We start from the raw sequence: 25,812 nt of genomic DNA on the forward strand, positions 1-25,812 counted from the left end.
TCAATGTTTCGGGTGACGACGGGACCATGAGCCTTAGGGTGCTTTTTGTTCGGTAAAGCGCTCATTCAGCGGCCGTGGCCGTCCGAGCAGGTAGCCCTGCCCGTAGTCGATGCCGATCTTGCGCAGCGCGGCGAGCTGCTCTTCGTTCTCGACGAACTCGGCGATGGTGCTCTGCTTGCGCAGCCGGGCGATCTGGTGGATGTAACTGACGGTTTCGTAGTCGACCGGGTCGCTCAGCATATCGCGGATGAAGCTGCCGTCGATTTTGATGCGATCAAAGGGCAGAGATTTCAGATATTCGAAGGACGACAGCCCGGTGCCAAAGTCATCGAGCGCGACCTGCACGCCGAGGGTGCGGCAGCGGGCGATAAAATCCGACGCCTGCGGGAGGTTGCCGACCGCCGAGGTCTCGGTGACTTCTACCACCAGTTTGTGCCAGGGAAAATCCCGTCGCGCTAGGGTGTCTCCGAACCAGGCCTGGAAGTCCGGATGCGTCAATGTGCTGCCGGAGAGGTTAATGCTCGCGAACCCGAGCTCGGCAAGATGTTCGGGGTTTTCCTCCATGGCGGCGAAAAAGGCAGCAAAGACATGCTGGTCGATGGCGCTCATGAGCTGATAGCGCTCTGCCGCCGGCAAGAAGAGACCGGGGGACAAGAGCTCGCCGTCACCAGTGCGCAGGCGTAGCAAGATTTCGTAGTTGTTTATCGATGATGCGCTGTCATCGGCGAGTGGAATGATGGGCTGTGCGAACAGCTCGAAGCGGGCCGGCCCTTGCCTTAGAGCTTCCTTGATGGCGCTAGCGGCGAGTCGTTCGGCGCTCTCGCGCTGCTGGCGTTCGGCATCCGCGCGATGGCAATGCAGCTGCTGGTGTCCGCGCAGTTGTGCTTGTTTCAGCGCCGAGTTGGCGGCGGCGATCAGATCGTCGCGGTTGTATTCAAAGGGTCGGAAAGCGACCAGCCCCGCGCTTGCCGTGACATCGAAAGCCGATTGCTCCCAGCGAAAGCGCAGCTCGCCGATGCGCTCGAGCAGCATCCGGGTTTGCGCGCGCGCCTGCTCCTCGTCACAGTCTGGAAGCAGCGCGAAGAATTCATCCCCGCCGATGCGCGCCAAATCTGCGGGCGCCGGCCAGTGATCGCGACACAGCTGCGCAACCTGCTGCAGCAGATGATCGCCCGCGAGCTGGCCAGCGCTGTCGTTGACCAGTTTGAAAAGATCGAGATCCAGCTCTACCAGAACCTGCGTGGAGTTGGGGCCGTCGTTCTCGCTGTCGCTGTCGCTCCCATAGCGGTCACCGTCGAGCGCCCGCTCGAGAGCGACATAAAGGCCGTGACGGTTGAGGAGTCCGGTCAGGGTGTCATGATGGCCGAGATAGCGCAGCTCCTCGGTCGCGCGCACAATCTGATCGATCATGGCGTTATATCCGGCATAGAGTTCGCCAACTTCGTTGCGGGCCCGGGTTTGCACCAGGGTGAAGCGGTTGGCGCGCGGGTCGTTGGCGCGCATGACCCGCGCCAGCGCGCTGAAAGGTCGGGTGTAGAGGCCGCCGATCCCGAAGGCGAGCGCCAGGCCGATCAGGAGCGCGAGCGAGTAAAGCACCAGCAGTGACAGGACGCGCTCTTTGAGACCTGTGTGATAACGACCGAGATCGAGCGCATAGCAGCCGGTGCCGAAAGTGCCGGCGCCGGCCTGGAGCGGCTCGCACAGCGACAGATGGGTGGCGCTGAGCTCAGGAGTCGGCAAGGCGGCTGGCTTTGCGGGCAGGGCGAAGGTCGCGCCTGGGCGCTGGTAGCGATAGACGGGCTGCGCTTCGGTGCCGAAGAGCACCAGGGCATCGAGAGCCGCAAAGCCGGCGAGGCGAAAGGACAGCTCGGCTTGGCGGTCGATTGATGGCTCGATCACCGCGCGGATCAGATCTTGGCTCAACGCGCGGTGCAGTGTGGCCGCCTGTTCGAGTGCCATCTCACGACGGTCGCGGACATCGAGCCAGAAGGTCAGCAACAGCACGAGCAGCGCGACCAGCGTAAGCAGTGCGCCGACCAGCACGATAAGCTGGGTGCGAATGCGCAGCTTTTCCCACATATCGGGTTCCTCAGGACAGCTTTGCGTTGATGACCGTTATGCGCTCAAGGCCCGACGATTGGCAGACCGGAATCGTTGCCCCATTCCAGCCAGGAGGCGTCATAGTTGGCGACCTGATAGCCGAGTTCGCGCAGTGCGAGATAGTTGACGGCGGAGACCCGCCCGATGTCGCAATAGAGCACCAGATTGCGCTCTTTGGGCACCTCGGCATAGATTTGCGCGAGTTCATCGAGGTTGCGCAATGCGGAGCCGTCGGGCGCCTGCGCGAGATTCTCATGAACAGGTATGTTGATGGCCGAGGGAATATGACCGAAGCGCTTGGCCTTGGAAACCTTGCCCGCGTAGGCGCCCGGGGAACGGGCGTCGATCAACTGCTGTGCCGGATCGGTGATCGCCAATTGGGTGGTGAAGCGGGTGGCAATGCGGGTGGGGTCGACCTCGGCAACATAGTCGCTGCGCGCGGGCTTGGTGGTATCCGTTGCGACAGGAAAATCGCGCGCCTGCCAGCCGGCAAAACCCTTGTCGAGCAGACGGACATTTTTTAGCCCATAGACCTCGAGAGTCCAGAAAACCCGCGCGCTGCTCAGCAGGCTGCCGTCGTCATAGACGATGAGGGTCGCGTCCGGACGCACGCCGAGTTCGCGCAGCAATTTCTGCATCACCGGCGGCTCGACGATGCGCCCGTCGCGGCCGCGGTCGCGGTAGGTTGCGAGCTCCGGAAGATTCACCGCGCCAGGCAGATGGCCGGCGGCATAATCCGCCGGCGCGCGGGCATCGATCAGAACCAAATCCGGCTGTTGCAGATGATCGTTCAGCCACTCGGGGGTAACGCGCAGGGTTTCGGCCGCAGCAGGCAGGGCCCAAAGCAACAGAACTGACAACGCAAGGGCGAGACCGCCGCGAATTCCGTGGTGAAAAAGCCTGTTCATTTTCATGCCGTATCCCTCTGGTGAGATTGGCCCGGTCAGGCTGGCTTGGTCAGGCCGGCCTGATGAGGCTAGAGTTTTGTCAACAAGAGGCTTGAACCCCTATCTGGGTTTCGAGCGCTGTTGGATAGTCCGCTCGCTCGCCAATTTTGACCGACGCATCCAGAATCAGACGTCGCAGACTCTGCTCGGGAAGAGCAAAGAACCAAATATACAGGAAGGGTGGTGGTTTGATCATTGTCAATTTTTTGAAGTTTTGAGGAGCGGAATCGGCGGGCCAGTGAGCCTCTGAGCGAAATCTATGTCTCGGCACCTTTGCCGCCAAGCCTATCGAGCAACTCGGACGCTGCTCGCGTAAGCCCAGGATTCGTAGGTGTCACGCGAGTGCTGGAGTAACGGCGCTGTTCAACCATGAGCATTTTGGCGACGTGGTTTAAGATGACATTCATTCATCGATCCATCGCGACGATTAACGCAGGGCATGCAGGATGACTCGATTCGGGAATCGTTCGTTAACGATCTGGCTGTTGCTGGCGCTGCTGCTGCTCGCCAGCTGCGGGCAGAGCGGACCGCCGCTGGCGCTCGGCACCCTGGAGCGTGATCGCATCGCGCTGACCGCGACGGTCGCCGAGGTGGTGGTGGCCTTGCCGGTCGCTGAAGGCTCCAAGGTGACCGAGGGCACCGTGTTGGTGCGGCTCAATGATCGGCTGCAACGGGCTGAGGTTGAGCGCGCCAAGGCCGAGGTGGCGCGGGCGCAAGCCGAGCTGCTGAAGCTGCGCAATGGCGCGCGACCGGAGGAAATCGCCATCGCCCGCGCCAAGGTCGCGGGTGCCGAGGCGGCGCTGCGCGAGGCGGAGATCACCTATCAGCGCAATCAGGATCTGATCGAGCGCAAATCCGTCAGCAAGGCGGAGCTGGATCGCACCCTGGCCCTGCGTGATGGCGCCCAGGCCACCCTGGATCAGGCTCGGCAGGCACTCAACGAACTCCTCGCCGGTACCCGCGCCGAGGATGTGCAGGCCGCCGAGGCCGAACTCGCCGCCGCCAAAGCCAAGCGCGACTACGAACAAGGCTTGCTCGCGGAGCTGACCATCACCGCCACCCGCGACGGCCGGCTCGACAGTCTGCCGTGGAATCTTGGCGAGCGCGTCACCGCCGGCAGCCCGGTGGCGGTCATGCTCGCCGGCAAGGCGCCCTATGCCCGCGTCTATGTGCCCGAACCCCATCGGGTCAAGGTCAAACAGGGCGACCGCCTGACAGTCCGCATCGACGGCCTGGCCGAGCCCATCACCGGCGCGGTGCGCTGGATCAGCTCCGAGCCGGCCTTCACGCCCTATTATGCGCTGAATGCCGAGGATCGCAGCCGGCTGATGTTTTCGGCCGAGGTGCAATTGCCTGACAGCGCCGCCGACCTGCCCAATGGTGTGCCGGTGCAGGTCGAGCTGCCGTGACCGATGCACCGGCCATTCTGGCGCGCGGCCTCAGCCGTCGCTTCGGTGATCAGCTCGCGGTCGATGGGCTGGATCTGGAGATCGCCCCGCGCAGCATCTATGGCTTCCTCGGACCCAACGGCTGCGGCAAAACCACCACGGTGCGTATGCTGATCGGGCTGCTGACGCCGAGCGCCGGTGAGATCACCGTGCTTGGCCACCGACTGCCCGCCGAGGCCGAACAACTCAAGCGCCGCATCGGCTACATGACGCAGAAGTTCTCGCTGTACGAGGATCTGACGGTGCTTGAGAACCTGCGTTTTGTGGCCTCAGTCTATGGTCTGCCACCACGCGAGGCGCGTGCACGCATTGCTGAGCTACTTGACATCTATGCGCTCGAACGGCTCGGGCCGCAGCGCGCCGGCAGCATGAGCGGCGGCCAGCGTCAGCGCCTCAGCCTGGCGGCCGCGACCCTGCACCGCCCGCCGCTGCTGTTTCTCGACGAGCCCACCTCAGCCGTCGATCCCGAAAACCGTCGCGACTTCTGGGAGCACCTGTTCGATCTGATCGACACCGGCGCCACCATTTTAGTCTCCACCCACTACATGGACGAGGCCGAACGCTGCCATCGCCTGGCGATTCTGGAGGCCGGACACAAACGCGCCGAAGGATCGCCGGCCGAGCTGATGGCGGCCATGGGCGCCCATGTGCTGGAAGTGGAAGGCCCGAATCTGCGCCGGGTGAAAAGCACGCTGACTGCGCTGCCGGAGGTTCTATCCGCCGCCCAGCTCGGCAGCCGTCTGCGAGTGCTGGTGCGCGAGCGCATCGACCAGCCCGTGACCTGGCTGCGCGCCTTGCCCCAAGCCCGCGTCCTGACCGAGATCGCCCAGGTTCGCCCGAGCCTGGAGGATGTCTTCGTTACCTGTACCGGGCAGCAGACCGGGCAACCGACCGAGCCTGAGGCGGGGCATCCGACCGAGCATGAGGCCGGGCCGGATTCCGCAACGGTCAGCGAGCCGGGCAGGGGAGACACCCGCCCATGAACGCGCTCCGACGCATCCTCGCCATCCTGGCCAAAGAGCTGCTGCAACTGCGCCGCGACCGGATCACGCTCGCCATGGTGATCATGATTCCGCTGATTCAGCTCGTGCTCTTTGGTTTCGCCATCAACACCAATGTGCGCCACATCCCGGCCGCACTGGTTGACCAGAGCGGCAGCGCGCTTGGGCGGGTGCTGGCGCAAACAGTCGAAGCCACCCAGGTGGTGCGCTTCACCGAGCGCTATACCGACATCCCCGCCGCCGAGGACGCGATTCGCGAGGGCCGGGTGCGCGCCGCCCTGATCATTCCGCCCGATCTCGCCCAGCGGGTCGCCCGAAGCGGTAGCGTGCGCCCAGATCTGGCCACGCCGCGCGCGACCGATCAGGAAACCAGCCGGCCGGTCGCGCAGTGGCTGGTCGATGCCTCCGATACGGTCATCGCCGGCACCATCAAAGGGCTGCGCGGCATGCCGCTGGCGGCACTCCTGCGCCAGCCCGTCAATCGCACCACTCCGACCTTTGCCATTGCGCTCCTGTTCAATCCTGCCCAGCGCACCGTGGTCAACATCGTGCCCGGTCTGGTCGGCATCATCCTGACCATGACCATGATTATGTTCACCTCCGCCGCCATCGTGCGCGAGCGCGAACGCGGCAACATGGAGATGCTGATCAACACCCCCGTTCGCCCCATCGAGCTGATGATCGGCAAGATTTTGCCCTATGTCGCCATCGGCCTGGTGCAGGCCGGGATTATTCTCGGCCTCGGGCGCCTGCTGTTCGCCGTGCCCCTGCACGGCAGTTTGTTGGCACTCGCCTGCCTGACCCTGGTCTTCATCGGCGCCAGCCTGGCGCTTGGTCTGGTGCTCTCAACCATCGCCAAGAGCCAGTTGCAGGCCACGCAGATGACCATTTTCATCCTGCTGCCATCGATTTTGCTCTCGGGCTTTATGTTCCCTTACGAAGGCATGCCACGCGCCGCCCAAACCATCGCCGAAGCCTTGCCGGCGACCCACTTCATCCGCGCCATCCGCGCCGTCTTGCTCCGCGACGCCGGACTTGAAGACATCCAAGAAGACGCGCTTTGGCTGCTGGGCTTCATGCTGATTGGTCTGCTCGTTGCCTCCTTGCGCTTTAAGAAGCGGTTGGATTGATGGCTGGATTTGTTGGTCAGTTCCGCTTGTAGCCGGTCACGTTTTCGCGGATGTGCTGACCGAGAAAGCTGACCGGTAAACGCCTTCAGGCAAGCTTCGGCGCGCCGCAGATGCGACTGAACAGCCGTCTTCTTGAGACTCCTTTTGTCCGCGTGCGCTTAACGAATCGCTCCCAGGAGTGTTCTTTAAGTGCTCTCGGCAGTTGCTCGATTATCCGGTATGTGCTAGCTTTTTGTTGACGGAAAGAAAGTGTGCAAATTGTGCGCTGCAGGGTGCCACAGTTCACATTGATTCGAAGTGCTAGGCCGAATCTGTCTAGCACACCCGACCGACATTCTGTCTAGTTAACTGTTCCAAAAACGAAAAGCGCAGTGATTTTGAAAGGTAAAGGATGATTCACCGAATTCTGGACAAATCAAAACAAAAAGAGATAGAAGAGCTATTCACTTCTGTATTCACCTCATCAGAGGGTGAAAAGGAAGGAAAATTGATTGGCGACCTTTCTTCACATTTGGCATCAAACATCGACAACAATGAAATAATCTGTCTCGGCGTATACCAAAATGAAAAACTCGTCGGTTCGATTTTCTTCACTCGTCTTCAGTTTAGTAAGCCTATTCAGGTTTACATGCTTGCCCCAGTTGCAGTAAACGCTGAATATCAGGGAAAAGGCATCGGGCAGTCACTAATCAATTACGGGCTTAATGAACTTAGAAGGCGCTCTGCCAATGTTGCTGTCACATATGGAGATCCATCCTTTTATTCAAAGGTTGGATTTCAGGTGCTTTCGGAAAAAGTAATTCAAGCCCCCCTAAAGCTTTCAATGCCTTTTGGCTGGCTTGGCCAATCTTTAACTGGAGAGCCAATTCCTACTATTAATGAACGCCCCGTGTGCGTCAAGGAATTTAATGACCCCGTCTATTGGTAAACAAAAGAACATAACAATCACATGCACTCGGACAGCAAAATGCGCCGCTCGTCCCTCGCTCTGCTTTTTGCTGCCGGTGATGTGAAGCGTTAGCCGCAATAGGAAAACATGAAGAATCCAGACAGAGATAAAGTATCACGCTTGGATGCGCTACCAAATATTGGAAAGGCGATGTCAGCAGATCTTCATTTGATTGGTATCGACCATCCTAAAAAGCTTGTTGGAATGGAACCATTCAAAATGTATGAAAATTTATGCGCAGCATCAGGTAAAAAGCATGACCCTTGCGTGATTGATGTGTTTATGTCGGTTGTTCATTTTATGGAGGGTGGCGAGCCTCTTCCGTGGTGGTCGTTTACTAAAGAACGAAAGAATAGTTCAATTCTGCAGGAGGTATAAAGAAAAAGAGTTAAACGGGTCTGGTTTGATTTGATTGCAAGTAATTGAACTAAACCTAACTAAGGAAACGCTGATTTATTCCCTGCACCGTCACGGCCGGAGCGGTAAAATTCCTCCTGTTGACCCGCCCCGTCCTGGAGAGTCCCCCGATGCAGCAGCAACTGACGTTCGCCCAACTTGAGTATCAGCACAAGAAGAAAGTCACCCGCCGGGATCGCTTTCTGGCCGAGATGGAAAAGGTCGTCCCTTGGGAGGAGCTGCTGGAGGAGTTGGGGCCACACTACTATCAGGAGCACAACCGGGGACGTGGGCGCCCGCCGGTGCCGCTGGAGCGCATGCTGCGGCTGTATTTCCTGCAGCAATGGTTCAACCTCGCCGACGAAGCCTTGGAAGACACGGTCTATGACAGCCAGTCCTTTCGCGGTTTCCTGGGCATTGATCTGCTCAACGCCGGGGTCCCCGACGCCACCCTCTTGCCGAAGTTCCGCCGCCTGCTCGAAGCCAACGACCTCGGCGGGCGCCTGCTCGAGCGGGTTAACGCCCACTTGAGCGAGCGCGGGCTGATGATGAACGAAGGCACCATGGTTGACGCCACCATTGTGGCCGCCCCTTCCTCGACCAAGAACGCCAGCAAGGCGCGCGACCCCGAGATGCATCAGACCAAGAAAGGCAACCAGTGGCACTTCGGCATGAAAGCCCATATCGGCGCTGATCTGTTCAGCGGGGCGGTGCACAGCGTTCATTGCACCGCGGCCAATGTCGCCGATGTCAGCGCCACCGACAAGCTCCTCCACGGCCAAGAGAGCACCGTCTTTGCCGACGCCGGCTACATCGGTGCTGACAAGCGCGATGAACTGAGCAAGCGCAAGATCCGCTGGCAGATCGCCGCCAAGCGCGGGCGCGTCAAAGCCCTCGAGGACGGCCCGATCAAAGAGCAGATCAAAGCCATCGAGCAGCAGAAGGCATCCTTGCGCGCCCGCGTCGAGCACCCCTTTCATGTCATCAAGAACCTCTTCGGCCATCGCAAGGTCCGCTACAGAGGACTGAAGAAGAACAACGTCCAATGGCAGGTCCTCTTCGCCTTGAGCAATCTCTACCTGCTGCGCAAACCGCTGCTCGCCTGAGACAGGCGAGGTGCGCCCGAAAACCGGGCGCGGGGGCCGAAACGGCCAAATCGGAGCGATTTTGCGCCCATTGTTGCGAGTCATTCCTATTTGCGTGCCATCGAAAAACACAATTAGTGCTGTTAGGGCGATTCATACGCGGCGAGGCGAATAGATCAGCGCTTCCTTAAATCTAGGTTTTTCTAAGGCGTATATTATCGAGTCAAGTGGTTCAAAAGCAGGGTTACCAGGCCCTAATATGTATATTGATAAAGATGCTCTTGATGCTGTCGAGTTATATTTGCGTAGTCAAAGATTCGAACATTTGATGCCAGATGGAACAGAAGATCATGGAGACCATGGGATATTAAGACTGAGAAAGACCTTCGCATACTACAAAGTAAATAAAACTATCGAATCAGATGTATTTGACTTTAAAGTAAAGCAGGTTGCTGATGGCAAAGAATATGATGTAATGACGTTGCGCTTTTCACCAGTTGCCATTGATTTTAATGCAAGAGGCATAGTGACAAAAGTATATTGCCTGCATAAGTACTATCCAATGGACGAGGAGAAGCCATTTTGTTTCGATTTTCAGGATTACCGCTGGAAACCATAAATTTCGCCTAACTGTTGGGCCTAAACTCGACTTTGGCCATTTTCCCTGACCAGTAACCCCTTTTTGATCAGTAACTGACAAGGCGCAAGAAAAATAGCGAGGGATCAAGATTCGACGTTCGTGCGTCCAGACCCCCTCTAATTTTCCACCCCTGCTGAGTTTCAAGCACTTAGCTGGCTGTGGGAGTCCCAAAATGGCCAAAGTCGAGCTAACGAGACCCCGCAGCGAAATTGCGATAAATTTGCAGAGATTCATGCTGATGGCTCGTCTAGGTGAGGAACGATTTGGCGGACACGCTCTCCCCGCAAGAACGAAGCAAGCGAATGTCCCTTATTCGGGGTACAGGATCGGCCCCGGAGATGAAACTTCGTCGCCTTGTGCATGGAATGGGATTTCGTTACCGCCTACACGTCAAGGAGCTGCCCGGGAAGCCGGATTTGGTCTTTCCTTCGAGGCGCGCGGTTATTCTCATGCACGGGTGTTTTTGGCATCGCCACAAGGGATGCAAGCTTGCAAGACTTCCAAAATCGAAGCTGGACTTCTGGAACCCAAAGCTGGAAGAGAATAGAAAGCGGGATTTACGTAATCAACGGCGGTTGAGAGATTTGGGATGGCGCGTGTTGGTTGTGTGGGAATGTCAAATGGTGGATACCGACCGAGTATCGGACGTTGCTAGGGAATTTCTGCAAAAACAGGAAGGTGAAGAATGAAATCAGTTGAGCTTTTCGCGGGGGCCGGGGGCCTTGCCATGGGGGTATCTCTCGCTGGCTTCGAGTCGCTGGCTGTTGTGGAATGGGATAAATGGGCTTGTGACACGATCAGGGAAAATCAAAAACGCGGATATCCGTTGGTTAAGGATTGGCCGCTTTGGGAGGGGGATATACGCGAATTTGATTGGACTTCGGTCCCGGAAGGAATTGAATTACTTGCGGGAGGTCCGCCTTGCCAGCCGTTTTCGATGGGTGGCAAGCATAAGGCGTATGGCGATGAACGGGACATGTTCCCCTCCACAGTCGAGTTGGTTCGAAAGCTACGCCCAAAGTCTTTCATTATTGAGAATGTTAAGGGCCTAACCCGTTCAAGCTTTGCCAATTATTATCAGTACATCCTGCTTCAACTCGAATTTCCGGAGGTTACCCGAAGACACCGTGAAACGTGGATGAGTCATTTTCCCAGATTGCAGGAGGAAAAGACTTCGGGCGCGCTTCATGGAAAAGGACTTACTTATAACGTTGTCCCAACGCTTGTCAACGCGGCTGATTATGGTGTTCCGCAAAAGCGTGAAAGAGTCTTTATCGTAGGTTTCCGTTCCGATCTTGGCATCGAGTGGTCTTTCCCGCGTCCAACGCATACATTTGATGCGCTTCTATATTCCCAGTGGGTTTCTGGAGAATACTGGGACAGGCACAAAGTGCCCAAGGCAAAACGTCCTGGCATACCGGGAAAACTGGAAGCCAAAATCAAGAAATTAAGTTGCTCGCTTCTGCCTATCGAGGAAAGCGCATGGCGCACGGCCCGGGATGCGTTAATTGATATTCCAGATCCACGGAAGAGCTCAGGGGTGGCACTCCATAACCACAACTTCCAGGACGGAGCCAAGCCATACAAAGGGCATACTGGCAGTCCGCTTGATCTGCCGGCGAAAACGTTGAAAGCGGGTGATCATGGGGTGCCTGGTGGCGAAAACATGATCGTTCTGGATAACGGAGGGGTTCGTTATCTAAGCGTGCGCGAGTCTGCGCGCATTCAGACGTTTCCAGATGGGTATGTGTTTCACGGATCATGGACTGAAACCATGCGACAACTGGGTAATGCTGTCCCAGTAGCGCTGGCTCGCCGAGTGGCGGCATCGGTGGCGGAACGTCTCGCGGAAGCGGAGATACGCAAGATATGTCGAGATAGGGGTAGGAACGTCGCATGACGAATCGAAAAGTCGTTCCGTTTAATCCCCTTGCCAAGCGCCATCTGGGGGAAAGTGTTGGCCAAGGCATGCTGCGACAGGCCGTCGTTCCTTTAATAGACCTGAGTGCCTTCGATGGCGCTGGTATATATGCCATTTACTACACTGGCGGTTTTCAGGGGTATGAGGTAATTGCGGAAAGAAATCGTAACCAACGTTTTGGTGTCCCAATTTACGTTGGCAAAGCCGTACCGAAGGGAGCCAGAAAAGGCGGCGATTTAGAAGCGACGCCCGGTAAAGTCCTCTATAACAGGCTAAAGCAACACGCAAAAAGCATCGAAGAAGCTTCAAATCTTGATATTGCCGACTTCCACTGCCGATATTTGATTGTTGATGATATCTGGATCCCCCTCGGTGAGTCGCTGTTGATTGCGAAGTTTAATCCATTATGGAACAAGCTAATCGACGGTTTTGGAAACCATGACCCAGGGAAAGGGCGACACGCGGGTCTGCGTCCGCGGTGGGACGTGCTTCACCCGGGCCGTCCATGGGCGGATCGCTGCGAAACGCGCGACGAGACGGCAGAACAGATAGTCAGTGAAGCGCGTGACTATCTGCGAAACAATCCACCCCCCGACGACACCACAATGATAACGACGTGAGCCTCGCGGTAGTCCGTGCCAATCGAAGGCCCAACAAGGCGCTCCACCGGACGGCAATTCCGCTGCGCTCCATTACCGCCGGTGAGCTTGGGCGCTAGTGCGCCAAGCGAAGCTTCGCGCTTCTTGCCGGGTGAAAGTCCCGGTCGGGTAAGGGCTAGCCACCCACCCGTATCGCGTGTTGCGCCTCTGGCGGATAGCGACGCACTGGTCAGGAGACTGGTGCTATCGTGAACAAAAGAGGTGAAGCGTACATAGAGAAACTTGTAGGCCAGAGGGGTGTAGGCACCACCCTGAAGCGATTTCAGCCTCGTTAAAAGCATTAAAGCAGACAGCGACAGGGTTAACGACCTGGAAGTCAACACAGAGGACTCAATAGACCGACGATGGGCAAGATTCACCCAGACACGACGGGCTGGACCATGAAGCAAACCTCCCTGTTGGGAATAGCGAAAAAGGCGGCATCGGCCAAGGCCCATCGATTCCGCAACCTCTTTGCCCTGCTCAACGTCAGCTATCTTCTGGCCTGTTGGCGGCTGATTAACAAAGGTGCGGCCAGCGGTGTCGAGCGACTGGATGCCCGCGCCTATGAAGCCAACCTTCAGGACAATGTAGATTTCGTGTGCGCGTTTGAATGTGAGTTCGACGCCCAGCGCTTTTATCGGGTGCTTGGGTTGCGGATGGAGCGGTTCGGGCTGGAAGTCACGCAAGAGAAAACGCAGTTGCTGCGGTTCTCGAGTCAGGATTGGACGCGTAACGGCACCTTTGAGTTTCTCGGATTCGAGTTTCGCTGGGGACGAGGGCGTTGGAGAACACCCGCGCTCAAACGGCGCACGGCACGGAAGAAATACCGCGCCTCCCTGGCCAGTTTTCGAGACTGGTGTCGGGCACACTGCCGGATGCACAAGGACAAGTTCTTCGCGGCTCTCAATGCGAAGCTGCGCGGGTACTACAATTACTACGTTAAAAATAGCGGATTGTTTATAGATAACAAATTAATCTCTAGTATCGCGACTGCGAGTTTCGGAATTTATCTAGTCCATCCTGTTTTTCTTGATCTATTCAAGAAGCCAATAGTCGATTTTGTGGGCGACTTGTCCGTTGCAACTCTTATTTTGTTATCAATAACTTTTTCTCTTTCATTCGCCATTATATTATTTCTTAGAAAAATAAGCTTCATTAAGAAAATATGCTAACAATCACATTCACTCGGGCAGTAAAAAGCGGTGCAGCCTCCGCTACGCTCCAGCCACAACGCTTTTTACTGCCGGTGATGTGAAGCGTTAGCCTGCTAAATCCGAATCACATGATCTGGAAAACATTACTCATTGGCTTGTTGCTGGCGATCGGTGAAGTGATAAACGGCAATATCCGTGTCAGGGTTTTGCATGGCATATTCGGAAAACGTAAAGCCAAGGTGGTCAGTCTATTTTCAGGGATTGGAGTAATTGCCTTCATTTGCTGTATCACGTTGCCATGGATTAAACCAAGCAACTATCAGGATTGCATTCTTATTGGCATTGTCTGGTTGGCAATAATGACCTGCTTAGATATCTATTTTGCAAGGCGTGTTTTTAATCTCAGCTGGAGCAAGGTACTGGATGATTTCAATCCCTTGAAAGGTAACTTGTTGAGCGTAGGTATGGTCTTTCTGCTTTTTTCTCCATCGCTTGTGTACTGGATTCGGCAAGGAAAATACGCAACATACCTCCAACGGCCTTGACGCAAGAAACAAAGCCAATACCCTTTCGTTCATTCATTCTGTTTCTATTGATTTCGTTTGGATTGGCTTGGGGGATTATTGGGCTTTATGTTTTTTTTCCGGATCGTATGGGGGCAATGTTTGGTCAGCTCACTGGCACCCATCCACTTTTCTACTTAGCCGTCTACTCCCCTGCAATCGCGGCGTTTATCCTTGTCGCTCGCACTGGTGGCATATCAGGTCTGAAGCATTTCCTTGAGCGGATTTTTCTCTGGCGTTGCAGTGTGACTTGGTACGTCTTTCTGATTATCGGCATTCCGTTGATCTTTATTATCGGTTTCGCACTTAGTGGGAATCTGTACACTGAACCCTTTCCATTTGCATCTATACCGTCTTTGTTCACAGCACTGTTTCTTGCCGCTATCAAAGGGCCAGTGGAGGAGTTCGGCTGGAGGGGGTTCGCACTTCCACTACTACAAATGAAGTTTGCTCCGCTCTGGGCTGGGCTAATTCTTGGAGGCATATGGGGACTGTGGCATCTGCCAGCTTTCCTGTTGAGTGGGACTCAGCAGAGCGAGTGGTCGTTTGCTGCATTCTTTACCGGATGCCTGGCAATAAGCGTCATCGCAACCGCACTGTTCAATCAGTCCGGTGGTAGTATCTTACTGGCTGCCTTTTTCCATTTTTCGCTCATGAATCCAGTCTTCCCTGACGCGCAGCCATACGACACATACATGTTGGTTGGTTTTGCAGCCCTGATTGTCTGGTGGAACCGCAAAGAAATGTTCACAAAGGGAGGCGCAATCGTCGAAGTGATTCCATGTGGAAAGGACGCCGATGGCTAACCGATAAGGTTAGAACGTCCAGCAAGCTCGTAAACCGTACCGCAACGGTGTCCGGTTTGTGCTAACCAATTTGCGCGGAGGGGATTGGGTGGCCGCAGTGGTAGAATTGATCGAGCGCGGAGGAATGCTTGACGGGGTGTTTTGAACCGCTTCAAGGATGTCATCGCGCATCGACCCGGTTGGCCGTCCTCGCCAAATTTTTCAGATAGTGCAACCGAAACCAGCATGCAGGAGCAAGACGCGGAAATGAAAGCGGGTTTGTCCATCAGGACGAAAATGCTGGGGGTGACGGCCCTTTTGCTGGGGGCCTTGGTTGCAGTGGCTGCATTGGTTCTTGTGGAGGTGATCGGCCCGAGCTTTCAGACGCTGGAGCGTCAGATGGCTCGCACTACGGTCGAGACTATTCGCAACACAGTTAAGCGTGACGTCGAAGCGCTGAACGTACTGGTGAAGGACTGGGCGTACTGGGACGACACCTATGAGTATGTGGTGGGACGCCAGGATGGCTTTGCTTCCGCCAACCTCATCGAAGAAACTTTGGCCGGTGCTGGGCTCAATCTTCTGTTGATCGAAGATATTGAAGGGCAGGTGATTTGGGGCAAGACCTATGATCTTGAAGCCGAAGAGTTTCTTGATCTGGCAGACTTTGCCCAAGGGGCCGATCTGCTGGTGAGCTTGACGGAGTTGACGCTGTCATCGGAAAACGGGCTGCGTGGCCTGGTGGCTACTTCGGCTGGTCCGATGATGATCGCCGCGCATTCCATCCTGACCAGTGCGGAAACGGGACCACCCAGAGGGGTCCTGATGATGGGGCGGCTGTTGAACGACGCTGTTTTGGCGGATGTCGGTGAGACGCTGGACCTTGGCATCCAGGCGCAACCCGCAACGGCTTCCGATATGCTTAGAGAGATCGGCGGCGAGACCGGCTCCGGTGACGGGAAGATTCTAATCCAGGAAGCCGGTGCTGATAGCCTTCGCGCATCAATCGCGCTTAAGGATGTTTTTGATCAGCCGCTGGTGGTGCTATCGACCTCAATCGAACGCACGGTGACGGCGATTGGGCGCACGGCTCAGGCGACAGGGCTTGGCATCACCGGGGTGGCGGGCCTGATTCTGATCCTGGTGTTTTTGTTCAGCCAGCAGATTCTGGTGCTGGGGCCACTGCGACGTCTGACCTCGCGTGTGGAACAGATCGGTCTGCAAGCCGAGCTGGACACGCCCTTGCCGGAAACCCGGCAGGATGAGTTCGGAATTCTGGCGCAATCCTTCAATCGGATGCTGGAGCGGGTCGCGCGCCTGACGAATTTCGACGCGGTGACGGGGTTGCCCAACCGCCGTTTGTTCCATGATCGCGCCAACCAAGTGTTGGGTATCGCGCGCCGCGCAGGCGGCAAGGCCGCTGTGTTGTTCATTGACCTCGATGATTTTAAGGCGATCAACGACACCCGTGGTCATTCCGTGGGAGACGCGCTGCTGCGGGTTATCGGTGAAGAACTCTCGGATCTGATGCGCGAGACAGATACGGTCGCGCGCTTCGGCGGAGACGAGTTCGTAATCGTCATCCATCCGGTGGACGTTAGGAGCAGGATTAATGAACTTTCCGAGCGCATACAGCTAAGGTTTCAGCAGCCGTTTCGCGTCTCCGGTACCACATTATTTACCAATGCCAGCATTGGCGTTGCCGTGTTTCCCGACGATGCCGAGGCTGTTGAAACCCTGATTAGCCTGGCTGATGCGGCCATGTATCAGGCGAAGGGCGACGGTGGTCGGCAGATCGCTTTCATTGATACCGATGCCTATGTGGCCGATGGCCATTTGCGCAGCCTGGAGTTGTCTTTCCGCGAGGCGCTGAGCGCCGATCAACTCCACCTGGTGTTTCAGTCGCAGGTGAATCTGCGCTCCCAAGAGGTTGTCGGCCACGAGGCGCTGGTGCGTTGGCGCCATCCCGAGCAAGGCGTTCTTGCCGCGGGTCGCTTTATTCATCTGGCAGAAAGCGCGGCAAATTTCGCCCGCTTTGACGCCTGGGTATTGCGTGCCGCCTGTTCAGCCCTGGCAAGTGGCCAGACTCATGGTGGTGCGAAGCTCAAGCACATCAGCGTCAACATTTGTGCCCGTCACGTCCAATCTCCGGCGCTGGTGGAACTGGTGAAGGACACTCTGCAAGAAACCGGTGTGAAACCGGCCCAGTTGACCTTGGAGATCACCGAAACCGTGATGGTCACTCGCCCGGAAGCCGCCATCGAAGTGCTTTCCGCGCTGCGTGGGATTGGCGTTCGCGTGGCCATTGACGATTTCGGCACCGGTTATGCCTCTTTGGCCGCACTGCACCGTTTCCCGATCGACGAGCTCAAGATCGACCGCAGCTTTGTGGCCGGTCTGCCGGATGACCGCGCCGCCCTTGCCATCGCCCAAGCCACGCTGACGCTGGCGCGCACCTTCGGTTTGGACGTCGTCGCCGAGGGAGTGGAGACAGCGCAACAGCGCGATACCCTGATCGAAGCCGGCTGCACCATCGGGCAGGGTTTTCTTTGGGGCCAGCTGTCGTGACGCTTTTTCGCGCACTGGTGCATTTGGCGCTAAGCCTTACCCTCCGATGAATCAGTCCCGCCCGGTGAGTACCGAGGAGTCCTTGTCACGCTTTCTCGATTCATACTTGGATGCCTACTTTACGCGGCGGGATTTCGACGCCACGGTCGCGTGGTTGAGCCCGGCGTTTTCCTGCGTCGGTTCGGGTTTGGGGGAGTTGGCTGAGGATCTCGAGGCGGGGTTCGCAAGTTATCGACGAGATCTCACCGATGCGCCGCAGTCGGTGGATTATGTCTTTCGGCATCGCCAGATTCGGGCACTCGCGCCCAATATGGGCCTGATTTTGCTCGAAATGGATATCGAGACCGACGTCCAGGGAAAGCTCTTGGTGATGCATCATCTGCGTCTGACCATGACGGTGGCCGCGCCGATCGATGCGCTGACGGACACTGGGATGCCGGCGGATGCCTGGCGTATCGAGCAGAAGCATGTCTCGATGCCCAACAGCGAACAGGACGAGGATGAAGCTTACCCGGTCAAGGAGCTAAAAGAACGTAACGCGGTGCTTGAAAAGCTGACTGCGGAACTGACGCGCGCGGAACAGCGTGAACGCACTCGCATTGCTGGTATTTTGCACGACAACCTGCAGCAGCTTCTGGTTGGCGCGCGCTTGGGTGTTGAGCAGGGGCAACGCCGGTTGCGGCGCTCAAGCGGGACATCCGGCGGCGAGACCGGGGCGGGCGAGGCGCTTGATCGGGTCATGGGTCTGTTGCGCGAGGCGCAGCAGGTGATGCGTGACCTGGTCGCGGACCTGTCACCACCGATTCTGCGCGAAGCAGGGTTGACTGCTGCCCTGCATTGGCTGGCGCGGGTAATGCTGGAGCGTTATCAGCAGGAGGTTGACATCCATGTCGAAACGGATATGAGTCCGCGCCAGCCGGAAGTCAGAGATATTTTGTTCGACGGAGTGCGCGAGTGTTTGTTCAATGCGGTCAAGCACGCCCATGCCCGTCACGCCGAGGTGCGGGTGCAACAGGAGGGGGGTTGGCTGCGGGTGACCATCAGCAATTGCGGCGATGGCTTTGATGTCGATCGCGCGCTCAACGCCGGATGGGGGATGTCAGGCTATGGGCTGATTGGCATTCGCGAGCGTCTTGCCCTGCTTGGCGGGCGTTTGAGCATTGTCAGCCGTCAGGGGGAAGGAACCGAGGTGTGCCTCGCTGTGCTGGGCTGTTCTGCGACCTCGGTCGCGCCATCGCATCCGCGAGCGGGCGGCTTGCTGGCCCAGCCGGCGGCGCGGCAGGCGGTGGGTTTGGATGTGCCAAGTTTGCGGGTGCTATTGGTGGACGATCATCCCATGGTGCGCAATGGGCTTGCTGCTTTATTGAGCGATCAGCCGGACATTGAGGTCGTTGGCGAGGCTGCCAGCGGCGAGGAAGCGCTGATTGATGTGGCGCGCTTGCAGCCGGATCTGGTCATCATGGATGCCTCCATGCCGGGCATGGGGGGCATCGAGGCGACACGTCGAATCAGCCAACGCTGGCCAGAGGTGCGGGTGATTGGCCTGTCGATGCACGCCGAGGCCGACCGTGCCGCCGCCATGCAGGCGGCCGGTGCTTGCGATTATCAGTCCAAGACGGGCGATGTCGATGCGCTGCTCGCGGTCATTCGGCGCCAGTTTGATCGCGGGTGAATCCTGCCTGATAGCACCCGAGCGCCCTTGTTTCAGTCCACCTGCCGCCAATCGGCCTGGATCAGATTGCGCGCGGCGCTGCCGAAGACCAAGCCGACTTCGAATAGGCCCTGACCTGGCGTGTCGCGATACTTCTCGCTATAGCGGCGCGCGCGGATCTGCGCTAGTGCCGGGTTGGTCTCCGCGCCATCCTTATCTGCGCCTGCCTCTGATTCTGCCTTTGGCTCTGGCTCTGGCTCTGGCTTTGGCCGCGCAGCGCCCCGATCAAGCTTGATCTCCATCACATAGGTGTAGTCTGCAAGCCGCACCGTCAGATCGACCTGGCCGTGATTGGTCAGGTCTTCGGGGGTGATCTCTGCGTTCAGGCTGGCGAAAAAGGCATAGAGCACGCTGGCATAGTAGCCTTCCGAATCCGGCAGGTCGTTGCCGGTGAAGTTGCGCCAGGGGATGGCGGCGAACAGCCGCTTAATGGCCGCGATCAGCATTGGCAGATCAGCCCTGGTTAGCGCTTCGGCCAGTCCGGCTTTGTAGGTTAGACGTTCGTCGCTGATGCCGGCATAGCCGTCGATAAACTGATTGTTCAGAGCGGTGCGAACTTCCTGGTTTGGCACTCGCAGTCGAAAGACCAGCTCGCCCCATTTCTGCTCGGTACTGGCGATCGTCAGATAGCCGCTTTGGAACAGCAGCGTGATGGGATTGATGCGCTCGGCATCGAAGGAGTCGAGAATCTCCTCGCTGACTTCGATCTGCTCAAGATTTGGCAGAAAATAGCGTTTGCGCTGGAATAGCTTGATCAGAAAGCTCGGATTGCCGGTCTCGAACCAATAATTACGGAAGCTGTGACCTTCGCTGATGAACAGCAGGATATCGTAGGGATTGTAGACTGGCTCGCCAAGAAAGCCATAGCCGTTGTACCAGGCGCGCAGCGCCTCCCAGTCTACCCCGGCCAGATGGGCCGCAAAGGTGGTCTCCAGATCGGTCTGGGTATATCCGCAGAGGGTCGCAAAATCGGGGCTCAGGGTAATGTCCCGCAGCTGATTCACCCCCGAGAACAGACTCACTTTGCTGAATTTACTCACCCCGGTCATGAAGACGAAGCGCAGATGGGCATCCTGCGCCTTGAGCACCGAATAGACATTTTTCAGCCCGTCGCGCAGCTCGGCCGCGCGCTCGGGGTGGTCGATGTTGTCCAGGAGTGGCTTGTCGTACTCATCAACCAGCACCACCGCAGGCTGACCGAATTGTTCGTGGGCCTGGCGAATCAGATCGCCGAAACAACCGGGAATATCATTATTCTGCCAATCGCAGTCGATACCCAGGCGCTCGGCATTGTCCTCTATCAGTCGCCGGATGCGGCGATCCAGACCCTCGCGGCTCTCGATGACCCCGGCCGCAAAGTCCAGCACAATCACTGGATTGCGTTGCTGCCAGTCCCAGCGCGGGTGGATATGCAGCCCGCGAAACAGCGGCTCGTTGCCCTCGAACAGCTCTTTTAAGGTATCGACGAACAGACTCTTACCAAAGCGGCGCGGGCGGGAGAGAAAATAGGCGCTGCTACCTTGCACGAGGGCGGCTGCGTGCGCGGTTTTATCGACATAGGCACAGCCGCCCTCGCGGAGCTTGCGAAAGGTCTGAACGCTAATCGGCAGCGGCGACAAAGCATCGGGCATGGCAGAGCCTCCGGTTGGGTGGTTTTGGTCACTAGTTGAACCCCGCCAGTTGCGCCTTCAGGTCCAATCGGCCTCAGGCGGTGCAGACTCGGTCTCTTCCTTGCGCTTTGGCGCGATAGAGGGCGCTGTCTGCGCGTGTAATGAGTTTGTTGATGTCTTCAGACGCGCGGTACTGGGCGACGCCGAAACTCGAGGTGATGGGTCTGCCAATCCCGAAGTCGCTTTCGGCAACGCGTTGCCGCAGTAGCTCGGCCAATTGGGTGGCGGATTCCAGATCGGTTTGCGGACAGAGCATCAGAAACTCCTCGCCGCCCCAGCGCACGACCAGATCGCAACTCCGGCTTTTGTGAACAAACAATTGCGCGAAGGCGATGAGCACGCGATCGCCAGCATCATGGCCCAGACTATCGTTGATGGTCTTGAAATGGTCGACGTCGGCAATGATCACCGACAGCGCACTCTTGTACCGCTCCGCGCGGACGATCTCTTGGGTCATGATCTCAACAAACTTGTGCCGGTTGGCGACTCCGGTCAGTTGGTCGGTGGTCGAGAGCACCTCAAGCTGCCGATTGGCCTCCTGCAGGCGGCGGTTGTAGCCGGACATGACGCGATCACGATAGAACAACAGCAAGCCGATTACGCCAAGCGCGCCGAATATCTTGAACAGCAGCGGGCGATCAAGCTCCTTGACGGTCTCCATTGAGGTCCAGCGCGATACGGCCTGGTCGACCTCTTGCGTAGACAAGGACTCCACGGCTTTACGGTAGATCGACAGCAACAGGGGATCATCGCCGCGTACGCCGACTGTTAGCGCATAGCGCTCCTCAAGCTTGCCGGCAATCTTGACGTCGATGAGCTGGTATTTGCGCATCGCATAGCCGATGGTCACGCTGGTGTCGATGAAACCGAATACCCGCCCCTCGCGCACAGCCTCAAGCCCGGTGCGTGGATTCTCCACCTCAATCAGTTGGATGCCAGGGTAGCGACGGCGAAAAATCTCTTCGAGTGCGTGATGGCGAATCATCGCAAAGGTTTTATCGGAAACATCCAGGATGCTATCGATAAAGGGTTGCTCTTGACGGGTGGCGACGACCAGGGGCACATCCAGAAAGGCGGGGGTAAAACTGAGAAAGGACAGGCGCTTGGGCGTTTCAACCGCCGCTGAGAGAAGATCGCAGCGATGCTCGCGGGCGGCTTGCAGCGACTCGGCCCAGGTCGCGGTCGGCAGGATCTCAAGCCGGATATTGAGCCGCTTGGCGAGCGCGTCATGGATGTCTGCAATGATCCCCCGGTAGTGGCCGTCATCGTCTAACTGCTCGTAGGGCATCCATTGCGGGTCGACGCACAGCCGCAGATGGTCCCTGTTGAGGAGATAGCTTCGTTCCTCCGCGTTCAGCGCCAACAGTGGTTCGGGGTCATTACGCGTATTGAGAAACCAGCGTCTCTGGATCGACAAGCGCTCATCTTGCGCAATAGCGGCCAGGCCTTTGTTGAGAATGCTGAGCGCCTCTGGCCAGTCGTTGCGCACGGAGAACACCTGATCCATCGGTTCGCCAAGCCCCGTCGCGACCTCCAGGGAGGGTAGATCGAGACGGTTGGCGGCAAAGAGTGTCGCACCGTTGCCGAAGGTTGCATCGGCCTCGCCGCGATCAACCGCGAGGATGGTGTCTTCAATGCCGTCGCCAAGCATGAGCTTAGCTCCGGCGACACTCCGCGCCAGCTTTTCATCAGCAAGATTGCCACGCTGAATCACCAGTGTCTTGCCGGCCAGATCCTGAGTCGAACGGATGTTTGCCGGGTTGCCACCGGCGACCAGCAGCATCTTGCGCGAGGAGATATAGGGGGTGGAGAAGTTCAGATAGTCTCTGCGCTCATCATGAACGACGCTGCTGCTGAGACCATCGATGCGTCGCTCCCGTGCTGCCTCCAGCATGTCGTTCCAGCGCCCCAGTACCAACTCGAAGTTGGCACCGGTCAGAGCATTGACGCGCTCCAAAATATCGGCATCGTAGCCAAGAATGCTGCCATCCGCCGCCGCGATGACGTAAGGCTCCCAGCTCGCGTCGGTACCTAGCCGGATGCTTGGATGTTGGCGGAGAAAGGCTTGTTCTGCGTCCGTCAGAACAACCTTGGTGTTAGGCTCAGCAGAGTCGGCCCAGAGCAGCTGCGCGGGCAGCATGAGCGACGCGCAAAGAAGCGCGGCGACGGCTAGAAGACAGGGGGAGCGCCTGGAGTGGCGTTGCATGTGCATTGTTCGGTTTGACTCAGGAAGCGCTCTAAAGCGCCTCCTATATGGCATGCGTTATTGTTCACTTCAGTCGTGGCAGTGAAGCAATATCGAGTGGACGGATAATCAAGCCCGTCTTGGAAAAGTCGCCATAAACCCAAGTGCAAGCAGATTGTAGCTATCGATCATGGCTGGTTGGTGTGGAAATGTGAAAAGAAGTTTCGTGGATGTTGAAAATTGTCCTGCATCATAACCGAAGGGGCGAGAGCGGGTGTCACCGGGCCAGGATGTTATCAGGCCAGGGCCGAATCGAGCTGGCTCGATGGGCCCGGGCGCCCAAACAGATAGCCTTGAAAGGCATTGCAGCCCTGCTTGAGTAGAAGGGCGTGTTGTGCGGTGGTTTCGACGCCCTCGGCAATAACCTGGAGCCCCAAACTGCGGGCCATGGCCAGGATGGCATCGACGATCGCTGCGTCGCTTGAGTCTTCGAGCAGATCGCGAACGAAGGACTGGTCGATCTTCAACTGATCGAGCGGGAGGCGCTTGAGATAGGCGAGCGATGAATAGCCGGTGCCGAAATCATCGAGCGAGAAACTGATGCCCAGGGCTTTGAGCGCTTCCATTTTATAGGCGGCCTCGGTCACGTCTTTTAGCAGCAGGGTTTCGGTGAGTTCAAGTTTGAGCAAGTTTGGGCTGATGCTGTGGCGGGCGATGACGTCACGAATACGGGCGACGAAGTCCGGCTGCTGAAACTGATGGGCGCTGACATTTACTGCCAGCGTCAGCTTCGCGGTTTCTGGTGTCTTGGCCCATTCGGCCAGTTGTGCGCAGGCTTGGTCCAATACCCAATCGCCCAGAGGGAGAATGAGTCCGGTCTCCTCCGCCAAGGGAATGAACACTGCCGGTGAAACCATGCCTTCGACGCCATCCTTCCAGCGCAGCAGAGCCTCGGCGCCGATCAAGTGGCGCGTGCGGTCGATTTGTGGCTGATAAGCCAGCCATAGCCCCCCGTCTTGAAGGGCCAGGCGAAGGCGTTCCTCAAGGCGCGCGCGGCTCTCGAGTGCCTGCTGCATTTCGGGGGCGAAAAAGCTCCAGGTGTCGCGTCCGCTGGCCTTCGATTGATACATGGCCAAGTCGGCGCGCTTGAGGAGTTCGTCGAGTGAGGTCTTGTGCTTGCCAAAGAGTGTGATGCCGATGCTAAGGGTGCTGCGGCACTCGTAGTCGTCGATCACATAGGGCTCGCGCGCTTCGCGGTGAATTTTGGCGCACACCGTCTCGGCCTGGTGTGCAGCTTCGCGCGGGTCCGAATCGAGTTCGGCCAAAATGAGCACGAACTCATCACCGCCGAGGCGGGCGAGGATGTCGGACTCGCGAATCGAGGTTTTAATTCGCGCTGCGACCTGCTTTAGGAGGAGGTCGCCTACATCGTGCCCGCGCGTGTCGTTGAGCGTTTTGAAGTTGTCCAGATCGATGAAGGCCAGGGCGCCGTGGCGGCCGCTGCGGATGTACTGGACGGTCTGATGGCTGATCCATTCCTCGAGCAGCCGGCGGTTGGGCAGGCCGGTGAGGGGATCGTAGAAGGCGAGGCGAAAGATTTGTTCTTCCGCCGATTTGCGAGCGCTGATGTCGGTCAGGGAGACGATGCTGCCGAGTATGCTGCCATCGCTGCCCAGCCAAGGGCCGATACCGATCAGCAGGGTGAGGGTTTTGTCCTGAAGCGCGAGATGGGCCTCGAACGGATGGTGATCGTGATCGCCGATGAACTCATGCAGATCGAAACGCGCGCCACTTTGAAGCTCTAGTGGCAGGGCGTCTGCGAGAAACTGCCCGAGGGGATTGACCCCGCAGAGCTGCCGCGCGAGTGCGTTGGCACGCACCACTTGGGTGGTGCGGTCGCATACCACAATGGCCTCGGCGGCCTGGTCGAGAATCGAGCGGGCCAGCCGCTCGGCGGCCAGAATTCGATCCTGGTGGGCTTTCTGTTCGGCCAGGTCGGTGGCTACCAGGCTGAAATAGACCTGGTCATTACCCACCGGCAACACACTGACCGACAGGTGACAGGGCATTTCGCTGCCATCCGTGGCCACCAGTATGATCTCGATGCCATGGGCGGGAAGAGTGCTGTCCTGGCGCAGCAGGCTGTCGAACCAGGGGTGATCAATTGGTTTGATCCACTGCTTGAAGGCGGTGCCGGGCAGGGTTTGGTGAGGTGTTTTGAGCATCTCGCCCAAGCGGCGGTTGGCGTAGTACACCAGGCCCTCGGCGGTCAGCACCAGGGCACCCTCGCTCATGGATTCGATCAGCGCATGATAAGAGGCATCGCTGCCCTCGAGGGTGAACAGGCGTTCGCCGAGCCACTGATCGTTGGAAATTACCAGGGCATCGATGTCGCCGTTGCGAATCGCGCGCAGGGTTTCTTCGGCTTCGGCGAGGCGCGCGCGCAGATCTTGGTTTTCGGCGCTGAGCCGATCACGCATCGAGTCGTCCAGCGATGGAACGGCTTGCGATAGGCTGGCTTGCGACGGGTTGGTTTGGGATAGGATGGTTTGGGATTCCGGGCCGCAGCTCACTGACGCTCTCGCAGCAGGGTTAAGGGTTGGCGGTAGCAGGGGTCACTGGAATGTCTAGCCCGAGCAGCACGCGGTCGCCGTCGGAGAGGTCGCCGATGACTCGGCGCATGGGCTCGGGCTGGCGACGCACCAGGGTGGGAATGGCAAGGATTTGATCCTCGCGCGCCCGTTCGGGGTTCTCAAGCAGGTCGATCACTTCGATGCGGTAGGGCGCGGCTAGACGCTGTTCGCACAGGCGGGTGAGATTGCCATAGGCGGCCACGGATTTGGGGCTTTGTCCGGCCACATAGAGGCGTAAAAGCACGACTGCATTGGACTCGGGCGGTGACATGGCAGGCGCGGCAC

General features: G+C 57.9%; 21 protein-coding genes. 15 read left to right on the plus strand and 6 right to left on the minus strand.

Annotated features, from left to right (window positions below; genetic code table 11):
• Window positions 1–33: 33 nt before the first annotated feature.
• Together Thiofri_RS09320 and Thiofri_RS09325 are read right to left on the minus strand one after the other, a co-directional pair.
• A complete protein-coding gene (locus Thiofri_RS09320) occupies window positions 34–2,079 on the minus strand; it encodes a putative bifunctional diguanylate cyclase/phosphodiesterase (protein WP_009148394.1) in 2,046 nt (681 codons plus the stop codon).
• A 44-nt stretch (window positions 2,080–2,123) separates the two neighbouring features.
• A complete protein-coding gene (locus tag Thiofri_RS09325) occupies window positions 2,124–3,014 on the minus strand; it encodes a sulfurtransferase (protein ID WP_009148395.1) in 891 nt (296 codons plus the stop codon).
• A gap of 479 nt (window positions 3,015–3,493) precedes the next feature.
• Between Thiofri_RS09325 and Thiofri_RS09330 the strand changes: the two genes are divergently transcribed.
• The 15 genes from Thiofri_RS09330 (at window position 3,494) to Thiofri_RS09400 (ending at window position 19,000) form a co-directional block, all read left to right on the plus strand.
• On the plus strand, window positions 3,494–4,456 hold the full coding sequence (locus Thiofri_RS09330) for an HlyD family secretion protein (protein WP_009148396.1): 963 nt from the start codon (window positions 3,494–3,496) through the stop codon (window positions 4,454–4,456).
• A complete protein-coding gene (locus Thiofri_RS09335) occupies window positions 4,453–5,478 on the plus strand; it encodes an ABC transporter ATP-binding protein (RefSeq protein ID WP_009148397.1) in 1,026 nt (341 codons plus the stop codon). Before Thiofri_RS09330 ends, Thiofri_RS09335 begins: the two co-directional genes overlap by 4 nt.
• The gene (locus Thiofri_RS09340; protein WP_009148398.1) at window positions 5,475–6,626 is read left to right on the plus strand and encodes an ABC transporter permease; all 1,152 of its coding nucleotides are present in this window, start codon (window positions 5,475–5,477) and stop codon (window positions 6,624–6,626) included. Before Thiofri_RS09335 ends, Thiofri_RS09340 begins: the two co-directional genes overlap by 4 nt.
• Before the next feature lie 391 nt (window positions 6,627–7,017).
• Complete coding sequence (locus tag Thiofri_RS09345; RefSeq protein ID WP_009148399.1) at window positions 7,018–7,554, plus strand: GNAT family N-acetyltransferase; 537 nt, start codon at window positions 7,018–7,020, stop codon at window positions 7,552–7,554.
• Window positions 7,555–7,662: 108 nt separating this feature from the next.
• Window positions 7,663–7,953 carry a helix-hairpin-helix domain-containing protein gene (locus Thiofri_RS09350; protein ID WP_009148400.1) on the plus strand — a complete coding sequence of 97 codons (291 nt, stop codon included), beginning with the start codon at window positions 7,663–7,665 and terminating at the stop codon, window positions 7,951–7,953.
• Window positions 7,954–8,102: 149 nt separating this feature from the next.
• Window positions 8,103–9,077, plus strand: a complete 975-nt coding sequence (locus tag Thiofri_RS09355) for an IS5 family transposase (protein ID WP_323706091.1) — start codon at window positions 8,103–8,105, stop codon at window positions 9,075–9,077.
• A gap of 238 nt (window positions 9,078–9,315) precedes the next feature.
• Window positions 9,316–9,675, plus strand: coding sequence for a hypothetical protein (locus tag Thiofri_RS09360; protein WP_009148402.1), 360 nt, complete (start codon window positions 9,316–9,318; stop codon window positions 9,673–9,675).
• A 323-nt stretch (window positions 9,676–9,998) separates the two neighbouring features.
• Window positions 9,999–10,385 (plus strand): very short patch repair endonuclease, encoded by a 387-nt coding sequence (locus Thiofri_RS09365; RefSeq protein WP_040856479.1) that lies wholly within the window; start codon window positions 9,999–10,001, stop codon window positions 10,383–10,385.
• A complete protein-coding gene (locus Thiofri_RS09370) occupies window positions 10,382–11,596 on the plus strand; it encodes a DNA cytosine methyltransferase (RefSeq protein WP_009148404.1) in 1,215 nt (404 codons plus the stop codon). The genes Thiofri_RS09365 and Thiofri_RS09370 overlap by 4 nt, the downstream gene beginning before the upstream one ends.
• On the plus strand, window positions 11,593–12,237 hold the full coding sequence (locus Thiofri_RS09375; protein WP_009148405.1) for an Eco29kI family restriction endonuclease: 645 nt from the start codon (window positions 11,593–11,595) through the stop codon (window positions 12,235–12,237). Before Thiofri_RS09370 ends, Thiofri_RS09375 begins: the two co-directional genes overlap by 4 nt.
• 419 nt (window positions 12,238–12,656) lie before the next feature.
• The gene (locus Thiofri_RS09380) at window positions 12,657–13,430 is read left to right on the plus strand and encodes an RNA-dependent RNA polymerase family protein (RefSeq protein WP_323706094.1); all 774 of its coding nucleotides are present in this window, start codon (window positions 12,657–12,659) and stop codon (window positions 13,428–13,430) included.
• A 110-nt stretch (window positions 13,431–13,540) separates the two neighbouring features.
• Window positions 13,541–13,957, plus strand: coding sequence for a hypothetical protein (locus Thiofri_RS09385; protein WP_009148407.1), 417 nt, complete (start codon window positions 13,541–13,543; stop codon window positions 13,955–13,957).
• Entirely contained in the window at window positions 13,954–14,781 is an 828-nt protein-coding gene (locus Thiofri_RS09390) for a CPBP family intramembrane glutamic endopeptidase (RefSeq protein WP_009148408.1), read from the plus strand. The genes Thiofri_RS09385 and Thiofri_RS09390 overlap by 4 nt, the downstream gene beginning before the upstream one ends.
• Window positions 14,782–15,027: 246 nt before the next feature.
• Window positions 15,028–17,328 carry a putative bifunctional diguanylate cyclase/phosphodiesterase gene (locus tag Thiofri_RS09395; protein WP_190275807.1) on the plus strand — a complete coding sequence of 767 codons (2,301 nt, stop codon included), beginning with the start codon at window positions 15,028–15,030 and terminating at the stop codon, window positions 17,326–17,328.
• 46 nt (window positions 17,329–17,374) lie between these two features.
• Window positions 17,375–19,000 (plus strand): response regulator, encoded by a 1,626-nt coding sequence (locus tag Thiofri_RS09400; protein ID WP_009148410.1) that lies wholly within the window; start codon window positions 17,375–17,377, stop codon window positions 18,998–19,000.
• A gap of 32 nt (window positions 19,001–19,032) precedes the next feature.
• Here Thiofri_RS09400 and Thiofri_RS09405 read toward each other — a convergent pair whose 3' ends face one another.
• The 4 genes from Thiofri_RS09405 to Thiofri_RS09420 form a co-directional block, all read right to left on the minus strand.
• Entirely contained in the window at window positions 19,033–20,670 is a 1,638-nt protein-coding gene (locus tag Thiofri_RS09405; RefSeq protein WP_009148411.1) for an ATP-binding protein, read from the minus strand.
• Window positions 20,671–20,743: 73 nt separating this feature from the next.
• Window positions 20,744–22,849, minus strand: coding sequence for a diguanylate cyclase (locus tag Thiofri_RS09410; RefSeq protein WP_223296728.1), 2,106 nt, complete (start codon window positions 22,847–22,849; stop codon window positions 20,744–20,746).
• A gap of 341 nt (window positions 22,850–23,190) precedes the next feature.
• Entirely contained in the window at window positions 23,191–25,374 is a 2,184-nt protein-coding gene (locus Thiofri_RS09415; protein WP_009148413.1) for a putative bifunctional diguanylate cyclase/phosphodiesterase, read from the minus strand.
• A 112-nt stretch (window positions 25,375–25,486) separates the two neighbouring features.
• Complete coding sequence (locus Thiofri_RS09420) at window positions 25,487–25,798, minus strand: circadian clock KaiB family protein (protein WP_040856488.1); 312 nt, start codon at window positions 25,796–25,798, stop codon at window positions 25,487–25,489.
• Window positions 25,799–25,812 lie beyond the last annotated feature (14 nt).

Source organism: Thiorhodovibrio frisius, from assembly GCF_033954835.1.
In the GTDB taxonomy this organism is placed as follows: Bacteria; Pseudomonadota; Gammaproteobacteria; order Chromatiales; family Chromatiaceae; genus Thiorhodovibrio; species Thiorhodovibrio frisius.